This window comes from Serratia sp. Sp408 (assembly GCF_057180665.1).
Map to the genome: position 1 here is coordinate 94,220 of NZ_JBXUFT010000006.1, position 12,890 is coordinate 107,109.

Annotated in this window: 13 protein-coding genes; 11 read left to right on the forward strand and 2 right to left on the reverse strand. The window is 57.3% G+C overall.

Annotated elements, in window-relative coordinates:
• Nucleotides 1–205 precede the first annotated feature (205 nt).
• Both glyA and AC2AXP_RS17370 read left to right on the forward strand, forming a co-directional pair.
• The gene (glyA, locus tag AC2AXP_RS17365; protein ID WP_004959609.1) at nucleotides 206–1,459 is read left to right on the forward strand and encodes a serine hydroxymethyltransferase; all 1,254 of its coding nucleotides are present in this window, start codon (nucleotides 206–208) and stop codon (nucleotides 1,457–1,459) included.
• Between the two features lie 156 nt (nucleotides 1,460–1,615).
• Entirely contained in the window at nucleotides 1,616–2,770 is a 1,155-nt protein-coding gene (locus AC2AXP_RS17370; protein ID WP_004959612.1) for a 3-phenylpropionate MFS transporter, read from the forward strand.
• Here the strand turns inward: AC2AXP_RS17370 and csiE are convergent.
• Nucleotides 2,762–4,027: a stationary phase inducible protein CsiE gene (gene csiE, locus AC2AXP_RS17375; RefSeq protein WP_198774096.1), complete on the reverse strand. Its 1,266-nt coding sequence runs from the start codon at nucleotides 4,025–4,027 to the stop codon at nucleotides 2,762–2,764. The genes AC2AXP_RS17370 and csiE overlap by 9 nt on opposite strands.
• Before the next feature lie 178 nt (nucleotides 4,028–4,205).
• On the opposite strand from csiE, the gene AC2AXP_RS17380 reads away from it, so the two are divergent.
• Nucleotides 4,206–4,841 (forward strand): DUF1007 family protein, encoded by a 636-nt coding sequence (locus tag AC2AXP_RS17380; RefSeq protein ID WP_004959614.1) that lies wholly within the window; start codon nucleotides 4,206–4,208, stop codon nucleotides 4,839–4,841.
• Nucleotides 4,832–5,854, forward strand: coding sequence for a nickel/cobalt transporter (locus tag AC2AXP_RS17385; RefSeq protein WP_039991837.1), 1,023 nt, complete (start codon nucleotides 4,832–4,834; stop codon nucleotides 5,852–5,854). The genes AC2AXP_RS17380 and AC2AXP_RS17385 overlap by 10 nt, the downstream gene beginning before the upstream one ends.
• A 79-nt stretch (nucleotides 5,855–5,933) precedes the next feature.
• Here AC2AXP_RS17385 and suhB read toward each other — a convergent pair whose 3' ends face one another.
• On the reverse strand, nucleotides 5,934–6,737 hold the full coding sequence (suhB, locus tag AC2AXP_RS17390) for an inositol-1-monophosphatase (protein WP_039991838.1): 804 nt from the start codon (nucleotides 6,735–6,737) through the stop codon (nucleotides 5,934–5,936).
• A gap of 128 nt (nucleotides 6,738–6,865) precedes the next feature.
• Here suhB and trmJ point away from each other — a divergent pair, with 128 nt between their 5' ends.
• From trmJ to hscA, 7 genes are all read left to right on the forward strand, one after another.
• Nucleotides 6,866–7,591 carry a tRNA (cytosine(32)/uridine(32)-2'-O)-methyltransferase TrmJ gene (trmJ, locus tag AC2AXP_RS17395; RefSeq protein ID WP_004959622.1) on the forward strand — a complete coding sequence of 242 codons (726 nt, stop codon included), beginning with the start codon at nucleotides 6,866–6,868 and terminating at the stop codon, nucleotides 7,589–7,591.
• A gap of 207 nt (nucleotides 7,592–7,798) precedes the next feature.
• Complete coding sequence (gene iscR / locus AC2AXP_RS17400; RefSeq protein ID WP_039991839.1) at nucleotides 7,799–8,293, forward strand: Fe-S cluster assembly transcriptional regulator IscR; 495 nt, start codon at nucleotides 7,799–7,801, stop codon at nucleotides 8,291–8,293.
• Nucleotides 8,294–8,348: 55 nt separating this feature from the next.
• Nucleotides 8,349–9,563 (forward strand): cysteine desulfurase, encoded by a 1,215-nt coding sequence (gene iscS / locus AC2AXP_RS17405; RefSeq protein ID WP_004959628.1) that lies wholly within the window; start codon nucleotides 8,349–8,351, stop codon nucleotides 9,561–9,563.
• Between the two features lie 24 nt (nucleotides 9,564–9,587).
• Nucleotides 9,588–9,974: a Fe-S cluster assembly scaffold IscU gene (iscU, locus tag AC2AXP_RS17410; protein ID WP_004959632.1), complete on the forward strand. Its 387-nt coding sequence runs from the start codon at nucleotides 9,588–9,590 to the stop codon at nucleotides 9,972–9,974.
• A 92-nt stretch (nucleotides 9,975–10,066) separates the two neighbouring features.
• Entirely contained in the window at nucleotides 10,067–10,390 is a 324-nt protein-coding gene (iscA, locus tag AC2AXP_RS17415) for an iron-sulfur cluster assembly protein IscA (RefSeq protein ID WP_004959636.1), read from the forward strand.
• Nucleotides 10,391–10,494: 104 nt separating this feature from the next.
• Nucleotides 10,495–11,013: a co-chaperone HscB gene (gene hscB / locus AC2AXP_RS17420; protein ID WP_004959639.1), complete on the forward strand. Its 519-nt coding sequence runs from the start codon at nucleotides 10,495–10,497 to the stop codon at nucleotides 11,011–11,013.
• A 24-nt stretch (nucleotides 11,014–11,037) separates the two neighbouring features.
• On the forward strand, nucleotides 11,038–12,888 hold the full coding sequence (hscA, locus tag AC2AXP_RS17425; RefSeq protein WP_484381834.1) for a Fe-S protein assembly chaperone HscA: 1,851 nt from the start codon (nucleotides 11,038–11,040) through the stop codon (nucleotides 12,886–12,888).
• Nucleotides 12,889–12,890 lie beyond the last annotated feature (2 nt).

A 12,890-nucleotide genomic window follows, 5' to 3' on the forward strand; every position in this document is an offset into this window, starting at 1 on the left:
TGGCGGCATGAGGAAATGTCCGTTGAATAACGGGCGCATTTGGTGGATCAAAGCCTTGTCGCAGCTAAAGCCAATCGTTTGCGTAAAAACCTCTGTCAAGACCTATCTTCGACAGGTGAAAACAGTTTACACTGTTGCCCAGAACCCAAACGGGTAGTTATTTGGTGATTTTTTAGTTAGCGGGATTCAAGTCAGGAGAAGCCGGATGTTAAAGCGTGAAATGAACATTGCCGATTACGATGCCGAACTGTGGCGCGCAATGGAGCAAGAAGTGGTGCGTCAGGAAGAGCACATCGAGCTGATTGCCTCTGAGAACTACACCAGCCCGCGCGTCATGCAGGCTCAGGGTTCCCAGTTGACCAACAAATACGCTGAAGGCTACCCGGGCAAGCGTTACTACGGCGGCTGCGAATACGTCGATATCGTTGAACAACTGGCTATTGATCGCGCCAAGCAGCTGTTCGGTGCGGATTATGCCAACGTTCAGCCGCACTCCGGTTCTCAGGCCAACTTTGCTGTCTACACCGCGCTGCTGCAGCCGGGCGACACCATTCTGGGCATGAACCTGGCGCACGGCGGCCACCTGACCCACGGCTCTCCGGTCAACCTGTCCGGCAAACTGTATAACGTCGTGCCTTACGGCATCGACGAAAAAGGCCAAATCGACTATGACGATCTGGCCAAGCAGGCACAGACGCACAAACCGAAGATGATCATCGGCGGTTTCTCCGCCTATTCTGGCGTGGTCGACTGGGCAAAAATGCGTGAAATTGCTGACAGCATCGGCGCTTACCTGTTCGTTGACATGGCGCACGTGGCCGGTCTGATCGCCGCTGGCGTCTACCCGAACCCGGTGCCGCACGCGCATATCGTTACCACCACCACGCACAAGACGCTGGCTGGCCCGCGTGGCGGCCTGATCCTGGCGAAAGGCGGCGACGAAGATCTGTACAAGAAACTGAACTCCGCGGTGTTCCCGGGTGGGCAGGGCGGCCCGCTGATGCACGTGATCGCCGGCAAGGCCGTCGCGCTGAAAGAAGCCATGGAGCCCGAGTTCAAGGTTTACCAGCAGCAGGTGGCCAACAACGCCAAGGCGATGGTCGAAGTGTTCCTGGAGCGCGGCTACAAAGTGGTTTCCGGCGGCACCCACAACCATCTGTTCCTGCTGGATCTGGTGGAGAAAAACCTGACCGGTAAAGAAGCGGACGCAGCCCTCGGCCGCGCCAATATTACCGTTAACAAGAACAGCGTGCCAAACGATCCGAAGAGCCCGTTCGTGACCTCCGGTATTCGTATCGGTACGCCGGCGGTAACCCGTCGCGGCTTCAAGGAAGCGGAAGTTCGCGAGCTGGCGGGTTGGATGTGCGACGTGTTGGACAACATCAACGACGAAGCCACTATCGAACGCACCAAACAGAAAGTCCTGGATATCTGCGCCCGCCTGCCGGTTTACGCATAAGTTCCATTGGGATGAACCAAACCCGCTGCGGCGGGTTTTTTTACGCCGATATCCGGCAAAGTGTGAACTGATCGACACTATGGTTCGGTGGATATGAATCATGATTGCTAGCCGATGTGAGCTCTGTCAAAGTATCGCCCACACACCGGAGGGAACATGGTTTTGCAATCAACGCGTTGGCTGTCTCTCAGCTATTTCACCTATTTCTTTTCTTATGGCATTTTCCTGCCGTTCTGGGGCGTTTGGTTAAAAGGCGAAGGGCTGGAACCCGATACCATCGGCATGTTGCTGGGGGCCGGACTGGTAGCACGTTTTCTTGGCAGTTTACTGATCGCTCCACGGGTTAAAGATCCGTCGAATCTGGTTACCGCATTACGCATCCTGGCGTTGTTGACGCTGGCCTTTGCGGTCGGCTTTTGTTTTGGCAATGGCTGGGGCTGGCTAATGCTGGTGATCGCCGGTTTTAACCTGTTTTTCTCGCCGCTGGTACCGCTGACTGACGCATTAGCCGCCACCTGGCAAAAACAGATTTCCATGGATTATGGGCGAGTGCGCCTATGGGGCTCACTGGCGTTCGTCATTGGTTCGGCGCTCACCGGGCAACTGGTGTCGGCCTGGGGTCATAATGCCATCCTGTTCAGCCTGATTTTCAGCCTGATGGCGATGCTGCTTGGCATGTTGCTCAAACCCAGCGTCATGCCGCAAGGCGAGGCGCGCGCGCATGAGGTGCCTCACCGTTCCTGGCGTGAACTGCTCAGCGAAGGGCCGGTCTGGCGTTTTTTGCTGTGCGTCACCCTGTTGCAGGGGGCGCATGCCGGTTATTACAGTTTTGCCTCCATATACTGGCAGGAAGCCGGCTATTCAGCCTCTGCCATCGGCTACTTCTGGTCGTTGGGGGTGGTGGCAGAAGTGATTATTTTTGCCAGCAGCAATATCCTGTTCCGCCGTTGGAACGCCCGCAATCTGCTGTTGCTGTCTGCCTGCTGCGGCATACTGCGCTGGGGGTTGATGGCCTCGACCACTGAGCTTAGCTGGCTGCTGCTGGTGCAGGTGTTGCACTGTGGCACCTTTACCGTCTGTCATCTGGCGGCGATGCGTTTCATTGCCGCGCGCAAGGGAGCGGAGGTGATCCGGCTGCAAGCGGTTTATTCCGCGCTGGCGATGGGCGGTGGTATTGCGGTGATGACGGTGATTGCCGGTTTCCTGTTCGAACATCTGCAAGCCGGGGTGTTCTGGGTGATGGCGGCGATCGTGGTGCCGGCGTTGTTTATCCGCCCACCGGCCGCCGCGGTCAGCCATTCGCTAAGGTGATTCCAACAATGCGCGGATAGTTTTGCGCTGTCCGCGTTCCAGCGGTAAGACGGTGTGGATTAGCGGTGGTTGCGCCGCATGCGGCAGGGTGGCGTAGGGGGTTATGACCAGCGCCACGCCCTGCGGCGCGCCGGAATCGTGAAACTCGCTTAGCGACAGATACTTGATATTTAACGGTAATAATGTCAATTCGCGGATCTGGTACTCCAGCGCCTCTTCCAACTGCGGATCGTCCAGCGTCAGCAGCAGCACCTGTTTCTCCTGCAATGCGTTGCCTTGCATCAGCCATGCACCGAAGCTGATGGCTACCAGACCGGCCTCCTCGCGCGAAAAATGAATGTCGTATTCCTGTTCGAACGGCGCCATCGCTTCCAGCGTAGTGCGCATCAGGCGTGGGTATTTACGCACCACCTCGTCCAGCAGCATATTGTCGATGCCGATAGCAAACTGACAGCGTTCGACGGCGGGCGCCAGATGGGCAAACAGATGGCTGATCAGATCTTTTTTGCTGCTGAAGTTCATGCCGGAAAGCTGCTGAAAACGCTCCACCATCTGCTCAATGGCGCGCATCAGGCGTAAATCTTCCGCGGAATCGCTGCTTTCGTAACTGTGGTTCTTCAACATGGTAAACAGCAGCACCAGAAAATCCTGCTCGCTGTCATCCGGCGGAGCGGCAGACAGCGCCACCAGCGTCTGTGATAATGCGTTTGCGGCCTGAGATTCTGCTTTCTGATGCAGCCAGGCACGTTGGCGATCGTTGAACTTTGGGTGGCGCTGGCAGGCGCTTTCCCACAGGCAGTAGCAAAGGTAGTGCTGCAAGAATTGGCGATCTCGGGCGTCGAGTTCACGAGCAAGCCAGCGGCTGCAGTCATCAATGCCGCGCTGCAAACCCGTGGACAACTTGGCATCGGCCCCCAGCGCATGCAGCAACGGCGGGCTGAACGCGCTCTCGACAAACTGCGGACAGCAACGTAGCGCACGCCGCAGCCAGTGAATCAGGCACAGGCGCTTATTCAGCGTGCTTCCCATAATCTGGTAGCCATCGTCGGGGTTGCCAGCGATGTCCAAATGGTGGAAACGCTGGATTTCGCTGGCGACCTCGGCTATATCTTGCCGGGTAATGGGGAGCTCGACGCCGTTGATTTGGCTGAGGGTCTCCAGTTTTACTGTGGGCAGCGGTGCGTACAGCATCAAGAGCAGTTGGCAGCGCCGTTGTTGACCGGAGAGCTCAGGCACAGGAGAGGTGTCCAGGCTCATATCACCTTCTAGCAGGTAACGTTAAAATTATGCCTAAGCATAGCAAAAGGCATTACCGTGACGTGGACAGTACGCCTGCTTTTACTTCGGCTTACAACTTTCGTCACAGTTATTATGCCGTTGAGCGGAAATTTTGCGCCAGGTTGTGTTACTTTATAACAATAATGAGTGTCGCTTAATGCTAAAACTACGAAATCTGCTGGCTGGTTTGACGGTGTTGTACAGCGTGACAGCCACCGCCCATCCGCACAGCTTTATTGATATGAACACCACCTTTATTGCCAAGGATCGTCAATTGGTCGGTTTGAGAATGGTGTGGGTTATGGATGAGATCACCTCGGCGGATCTGCTGTACGACGCGGGCAATGCCAAAAGCGATTCGGTGACCTGGAAGAAACTGGCGGCTGAAGTAATGGCCAACGTGCTCGGGCAGCATTATTTCACCGACATCTATCGTGACGGCAAGCCGGTAAAATACGTGAATTTGCCAACGGAATATCACCTTTCGCGCCGTGGCCATAATGCGGTGCTGGAATTTGTACTGCCGTTGGCACAAGCGCAGCCGCTGGCGGGCAAACCGTTTGACATCGCCACCTACGATCCGACCTTCTTTGTTGATATGAGTTATAAAAATCAATCTGCTATCCATCTGCCGCCGGATATGGCGCAGCAATGTCAATTCAAACTGATGACGCCGAAGCCGGATGCGTCGCTGCAGGCGTATGCGCTGTCGCTCGATAAAAATGATTCTCCGGGAGAAGACATGCAACTCGGTCAGCAGTTCGCACAACGGATTACCCTGCAATGTCAATGAATCTCGGCAGCGCCGCCGGCCGCCGGCGTCACTGGGCCTTCAGCCTGTGGCCGCTACTGCTGTTTAGCGTCTTGTTTGCGCTTGGCGCACGGCTGGTGTGGCATTATTGGCCGCAAATTCTGCTGCAGAGCGTGGTGTGGCAAAAAACGCTGAATCAGCACATGGCCGGCCTGTTGCAACAGGTTAACGCCGCGCCGCAGCAGGCCGGCATGGCGCTGGTGCTGTTCAGCCTCGGTTACGGTGTGCTGCATGCCCTTGGCCCCGGTCATGGCAAAGTGGTGATCTCCACCTATCTGGCGACACACCCGGCGCGACTGAAAAGCAGCCTGCGGTTAACCTTTGCCGCTTCGCTGGTGCAAGGGCTGGTGGCGATTGGTCTGGTCACGCTGGTGTTGGGAGTGCTGGCGCTGTCGTCACGCCAGTTGCATCAAAGCAGTTTCTGGTTGGAAAAGGGCAGCTATCTGCTGGTGGCGCTGCTTGGCGTTCTGTTGAGCTGGCGTGCGCTGCGGCGTCTGTTTACTGCGATCCGCGCGTTGCGCCCGGTGCCGGCGATGCGTATTCGCGCCGTGCAGCCGTTGCCGGCCGATCACCTGCACAGCGCCGAATGCGGTTGCGGCCATCGTCATTTGCCGAGCGACAGTGAATTGCAGGCCGGCGGCGGCTGGCGTACCCAGTTGGCGATCGTACTGGCGATGGGCATGCGGCCATGCTCCGGCGCGATATTGGTGCTGCTGTTTGCCAAAGTGATCGGGGTATTTTTCTGGGGCGTGCTTTCCGCGCTGGCGATGGCGCTGGGCACCTCGATAACCATTTCACTGCTGGCGTTGCTGGTGCATTACAGCCGTCGTCTGGCGGTGCGCATTAGCGGCACGCGCACGCCGGCCGCCTGGAGCGCGGTGGCGTGGGGAACCCTGGCACTGGCCGGTGGGTTGATTCTGCTGTTTGCCGGCATTCTGTTGTACGCCAGCGCGGTGCCGGAATTCGGCAGCGGCGTGCGCCCCTTCTCCCGTTAACGGGCATAAAAAAAGCGCTGCAACAGCAGCGCTTCAATAGTCAAAGCAGGCTCAGACGTGCTGAGCTCATCGGGCGATATTAACGTTTCAGTGCTTCGCTCAATTCTTCACGCATGCTGGACAGCATGGCTTTCACTACGCGCGGATTGCCGGCAACGACGTTGCCGGAGCTGAAGTGGTTATGACCGCCAACGAAGTCGGTGACCAAACCGCCGGATTCACGCACCAGCAGTTCGCCAGCAGCGAAGTCCCACGGCTTCAGGCCGATTTCGAAGAAACCGTCAACGCGGCCGGCAGCCACGTAAGCCAGATCCAGTGCGGCAGAACCGGTACGACGGAAATCCGCACACTGGGTGAACAGTTTGCCGACGACGTTGATGTAAGGGGTCGCGTGTTGCTTGAGTTTGAACGGGAAACCGGTCGCCAGGATAGTGCCATTCAGGTCTTTGGCATTGGTGCCACGCAGGCGGAAACCGTTGAGCTGAGCGCCCTGGCCGCGAGTCGCGGTGAACAGTTCGTTGCGCATTGGATCGTAAACCACCGCCACTTCGGTGCGGCCTTTGATGCGCACGGCAATGGAAACGGAGAAATGCGGGAAACGTTTGATGAAGTTTGAAGTGCCATCCAGTGGATCGATCACCCATTGTACATCCTGATCTTCGCCGACCAGCTCACCGCGTTCTTCGCTGATGATAGTGTGTTGCGGGTAAGACTTGCGAATAACGTCAATGATCAGATGCTCTGCATCACGATCGACGTTGGTGACGAAATCGTTAGTCCCTTTCTGGCTCGCTTCAACGGCGTCCGGGGTCTCGTAGTTTTTGGCAATCAGGTTACCGGCCTTGCGCGCAGCGCGCACGGCGATAGTCAGCATCGGATGCATGGGTATCTTCCAACTAGGATGTTAAAGAACAGGAAACGGCGCGGAGTATAGCAGGTGTTCGGCAAAATACCTAATGTCCTTCATCCTGTGTTAAGATGCTACGATTTTCCGCTACGCTCAGAGTTTGTATGCTGCACAATATTCGCATTGTTCTGGTAGAAACCTCTCATACCGGCAACATGGGCTCGACCGCCAGAGCCATGAAAACCATGGGCCTGACCAACCTTTATCTGGTCAATCCGCTGGTAAAACCCGATTCGCAGGCCATTGCGCTGGCCGCCGGCGCCAGTGACGTCATTGGTAATGCCACCATCGTCGATACCTTTGATGAAGCCATTGCCGGCTGCAGTCTGGTGGTCGGCACCAGCGCACGTTCACGTACGCTACCCTGGCCGATGCTGGAACCGCGTGAATGCGGCGTGCGTGCGGTGCAGGAGGGCGAACAGGCGCCGGTGGCGCTGGTCTTCGGCCGCGAACGCGTGGGTCTGACCAACGACGAACTGCAAAAATGCCATTATCATGTCGCTATCCCGGCCAATCCGGATTACAGCTCGCTGAACCTGGCGATGGCGGTTCAGATCCTGGCGTACGACGTGCGCGTGGCGTACCTCGAACGTCAGCAGGCAGACGCGCCGCCGGCGCCGCAAGAAGCGGCTTATCCGCTGGTAGACGACCTTGAGCGTTTTTATCAGCATCTGGAACAAACGCTGTCGACCACCGGCTTTATCCGCCCAACGCATCCAGGGCAGGTCATGAGTCGGCTGCGCCGCCTGTTTACCCGCGCGCGCCCGGAAGCGCAGGAGCTGAATATTCTGCGCGGCATGCTGACGTCGATCGATAAGCAGATCAAGTAGCAGGGTAATTATTGCGACGCTGTGGACAGGCAACGCGGCAATAGCATTATTAATCCGTGGGATATAACATGCATTCAAGATGCATTTGTTATAAATCGGTACAAATAATGCTAATACTTGAGTAAATTACTCGGTTAAATAGTTGACTGATTTACTCGGGAATGTCAGACTTTCGGCCATGTTTCACCAACAGGTAACCACTTAGCTATGAGACTGACATCCAAAGGCCGTTATGCCGTAACCGCTATGCTCGACGTGGCATTGCATTCTCAGGAAGGGCCCGTTCCTCTGGCGGATATTTCAGAACGTCAGGGTATTTCGCTCTCTTATCTGGAACAATTGTTCTCCCGTCTGCGCAAGAATGGCCTGGTGGCCAGCGTGCGTGGTCCGGGCGGCGGTTATCTGCTGGGTAAAGACGCGGCTGAAATCGCCGTTGGCGCGGTGATTACTGCCGTCGATGAATCGGTAGATGCAACCCGTTGTCAGGGCAAGGAAGGCTGTCAGGGCGGCGATCGCTGTCTGACGCACACCCTGTGGCGCGATCTGAGCGAGCGCATCAGCGGGTTCTTGAACAACATTACGCTGGCCGAACTGGTGAACAACCAGGAAGTGCTGGATGTGGCAGACCGTCAGAATAACGATACGCGCCGCACGGCCAACGGTCGTCTGCAAGAAACCATTAACGTTAATCTGCGCGCATAAGCAGCTGGCGATACGTATTTTTGTTTTTGGAAGTGATGTACGGAGCACAAGAGCAATGAAATTACCGATTTATCTGGACTACTCAGCAACGACGCCGGTCGATCCGCGCGTTGCCGAGAAAATGATGCAGTTTTTGACCCTGGACGGTACTTTCGGTAACCCGGCTTCCCGTTCCCACCGTTTCGGGTGGCAGGCGGAAGAAGCGGTAGATATCGCCCGTAACCAAATTGCTGAACTGGTTGGCGCTGACCCGCGCGAAATCGTGTTCACTTCAGGGGCAACCGAATCCGACAACCTGGCGATTAAAGGCGCTGCCAATTTCTACCAAAAGAAAGGCAAGCACGTCATCACCAGCAAAACCGAACATAAAGCCGTGCTGGACACCTGTCGTCAGCTGGAGCGCGAAGGGTTTGAAGTTACCTACCTGGCGCCGCAGAGCAATGGCATCATCGATCTGAAAGAGCTCGAAGCCGCCATGCGCGACGACACCATTCTGGTGTCCATCATGCACGTGAACAACGAAATCGGTGTGGTGCAGGATATCGCCACCATCGGCGAAATGTGCCGTGCGCGCGGTATCATCTACCACGTTGATGCGACTCAGAGCGTGGGCAAACTGCCTATCGATCTGAGCCAGTTGAAAGTTGACCTGATGTCCTTCTCCGGTCACAAAATCTACGGGCCGAAGGGCATTGGTGCGCTGTATGTGCGCCGCAAGCCGCGTATCCGTATCGAAGCGCAAATCCATGGTGGCGGTCACGAGCGCGGCATGCGTTCCGGTACGCTGCCAGTGCACCAGATCGTCGGTATGGGCGAAGCCTACCGTATCGCCAAAGAAGAAATGGACAGCGAAATGGCGCGTCTGCGCGTATTGCGTGACCGTCTGTGGAACGGCGTGAAGGATATGGAAGAAGTCTACCTGAACGGCTCACTGGAGCAGGGTGCACCTAATATCCTCAATGTCAGCTTCAACTACGTTGAAGGTGAATCGCTGATCATGGCATTGAAAGACCTGGCCGTTTCCTCCGGCTCCGCCTGTACCTCTGCCAGCCTGGAACCTTCCTATGTGCTGCGTGCGTTGGGCATGAGCGATGAATTGGCACACAGCTCGATCCGCTTCTCTCTGGGGCGTTTTACCACCGAAGAAGAGATCGACTACACCATTCAGCTGGTTCGCAACTCCATCGGCCGTCTGCGCGATCTTTCCCCGCTGTGGGAGATGTTCAAACAGGGCGTGGATATCAACAGCATCGAATGGTCACACCATTAATTCATCGGATTCAGGAGCAAAGTCATGGCTTACAGCGAAAAAGTAATCGATCACTACGAAAACCCGCGCAACGTGGGATCCTTTGACAACGAAGATCCTAGCGTAGGCAGCGGCATGGTGGGTGCACCGGCCTGTGGTGACGTAATGAAACTGCAGATCAAGGTCAACGACGCCGGCATTATCGAAGACGCACGCTTCAAAACCTACGGCTGCGGTTCCGCCATCGCGTCCAGCTCGCTGGTCACTGAATGGATGAAGGGCAAATCCCTGGAGCAGGCCGAGTCGATCAAGAATACCCAGATTGCCGAAGAGCTGGAGTTGCCACCGGTCAAGATCCACTGCTCGATCCTGGCGGAAGACGCCATCAAAGCAGCGATTGCCGACTATAAGAGCAAGCACGGCGCCAAGTGATTATCTTTGAGTTATCTACCCGTTGAACCTCGGGGCCGTGGCCAAACTGGCGGCGGCCTTAAGCCAGGCGGGTAATTGAGTGTGAGGTTGTTATGTCGATTACTATGAGCGACAGCGCTGCGCAACGCGTCCAGGCATTTTTGGACCACCGCGGCAAAGGTCTCGGCCTGCGCCTAGGGGTGCGTACCTCTGGTTGTTCCGGGATGGCGTATGTGCTGGAATTTGTTGACGAAACCAATGACGATGATGTCATTTTCGAAGACAAAGGCGTTAAGGTGATCATTGACGGCAAGAGCCTGGTCTACCTTGACGGCACCGAGCTTGACTTCGTTAAGGAAGGCCTGAACGAAGGCTTCAAGTTCAACAACCCGAATGTCTCAAACGAGTGCGGCTGCGGCGAAAGTTTTAACGTCTGACAGTCCATCGTGTTCCTCCGCTACTCACTTGCGGTTTGATGAGATGCTCCCCCGCTCGCGTCGCGGGGGAACCTAAACCATCACGATAACGCCCAGAGCACGCTATGGATTACTTTACTTTATTCGGGCTGCCAGTTCGCTATCCCGTGGACGGCAGCCTGCTTGCATCCCGCTATCAGGATCTGCAACGCCAATTCCATCCCGACCGTTTTGCCAGCCAGCCAGAGCGTGAACGCCTGATGGCGTTGCAGCAGGCGGCGACCATCAATGAAGCCTACCAAACGCTGAAGCACCCGTTAAAACGCGCGGAGTATATGCTATCTTTGCACGGTTTTGACTTGGGCAACGAGCAACACACCCTGCGCGACACCGCTTTCCTGATGGAACAGCTGGAGCTGCGCGAAGAGCTCGATGCGATAGAACGCCAGGCGGACGAAAACGCATTGGCGGCGTTTGCCGGGCGTCTGAACGATGCCTGCCAGCAGCGCAGCGCGCAGATGGTACAGCAGCTGGACGCTCAGCAGTGGACCGACGCCGCCGATACGGTACGCAAACTGCGTTTCTTGGACAAACTCCAGCAACAGGTTGAACAACTCGAAGAAAAACTGCTGGGTTTTGAGTAATTCTTTTCATTTTGGAAGCTCAATATGGCCTTATTACAAATCAGTGAGCCCGGCCTCAGCGCCGCGCCACACCAGCGGCGTCTGGCTGCCGGCATCGATCTTGGCACCACCAATTCGCTGGTTGCCACGGTGCGCAGCGGGCAGGCGGAAACGCTGCCCGATGCCGACAATCGCCATCTGTTGCCTTCCGTGGTGCATTATGCTGCCGCTGGCCACAGCGTAGGCTGGGCGGCACGCGCACAGGCGGCGCAGGATCCGGCCAATACCATCAGTTCGGTCAAACGCATGATGGGCCGCTCTCTGGCCGACGTGCAGCAGCGTTACCCGAACCTGCCGTACCAGTTCCAGGCCAGCGACAATGGCTTGCCGATGATGGTTACCGCAGGCGGTCTGCTCAACCCGGTTGGCGTCTCTGCCGACATTCTCAAGGCGCTGGGCGCGCGCGCGCAGCAGGCGCTTGACGGCGAGCTGGATGGCGTGGTGATCACCGTTCCTGCCTATTTCGACGACGCACAGCGCCAGGGCACCAAAGACGCCGCGCGTCTGGCCGGCCTGCACGTGCTGCGTCTGCTCAACGAGCCGACGGCGGCAGCAATCGCCTACGGCCTGGACTCCGGGCAGGAAGGGGTGATCGCGGTTTACGATCTGGGCGGCGGTACCTTTGATATTTCCATTCTGCGCTTGAGCCGCGGGGTGTTCGAAGTGTTGGCCACCGGCGGCGACTCCGCGCTCGGCGGCGATGATTTCGACCACCTGCTGGCAGACTGGCTGCGCGAGCAGGCCGGCATTGCCGATCGCAGTGACCACGGTGTGCAGCGCCAACTGCTGGACGCCGCCATCAAGGCCAAGATTGCCCTCAGCGAGGCCGATTCGGTGGCCGTTGAGGTAGCCGGCTGGCGCGGTGAGGTGAGTCGTCAACGCTTCGAAGCGCTGATCGCCACGCTGGTGAAGCGTACGCTGATGGCCTGCCGCCGGGCATTGAAAGACGCCGGCGTGACGGCTGACCAGGTGCTGGAAGTGGTGATGGTTGGCGGCTCGACCCGCGTGCCGTTGGTACGCGAACAGGTCGGCGCCTACTTTGGCCGTACGCCGCTGACCTCGATCGATCCGGATAAAGTGGTGGCGATCGGCGCGGCGATTCAGGCGGATATTCTGGTCGGCAACAAGCCGGACAGCGAAATGCTGCTGCTGGACGTGATCCCGCTGTCGCTGGGGCTGGAAACCATGGGCGGTCTGGTGGAGAAGGTGATCCCGCGTAACACCACCATTCCGGTGGCGCGTGCGCAGGAGTTTACCACCTTTAAAGACGGCCAGAGCGCGATGATGATCCATGTGCTGCAAGGCGAACGCGAACTGGTGCAGGACTGTCGCTCGCTGGCCCGCTTTACGCTGCGTGGCCTGCCGCCGTTACCGGCCGGCGGCGCGCATATCCGCGTCACTTTCCAGGTGGATGCCGACGGGCTGCTGAGCGTCACCGCCATGGAAAAATCTACCGGCGTCGAGGCGTCGATTCAGGTCAAGCCGTCCTACGGGCTGTCTGACGCCGAAATTGCCGGCATGATCAAGGATTCGATGGCCCATGCGCACAGCGATGTCAGCGCGCGCATGCTGGCTGAACAACGGGTTGAAGCGTCAAGGGTGCTGGAAAGTCTGCAAGGCGCGTTGGCGACCGATGCAGCGCTACTCGACGACGAGGAACGCCTGGCAATCGACAGCGCCGTGGCGGCTTTGCAACAGGCGGTGCAGGGCACCGATCCCGCTGCTATCGAAGCGGCAATCAAGACATTAGATGCAACTACGCAAGATTTTGCCGCGCGCCGCATGGATGCTTCCATTCGCCGGGCGCTGGCTGGCCATTCTGTGGATGAGGTTTAACC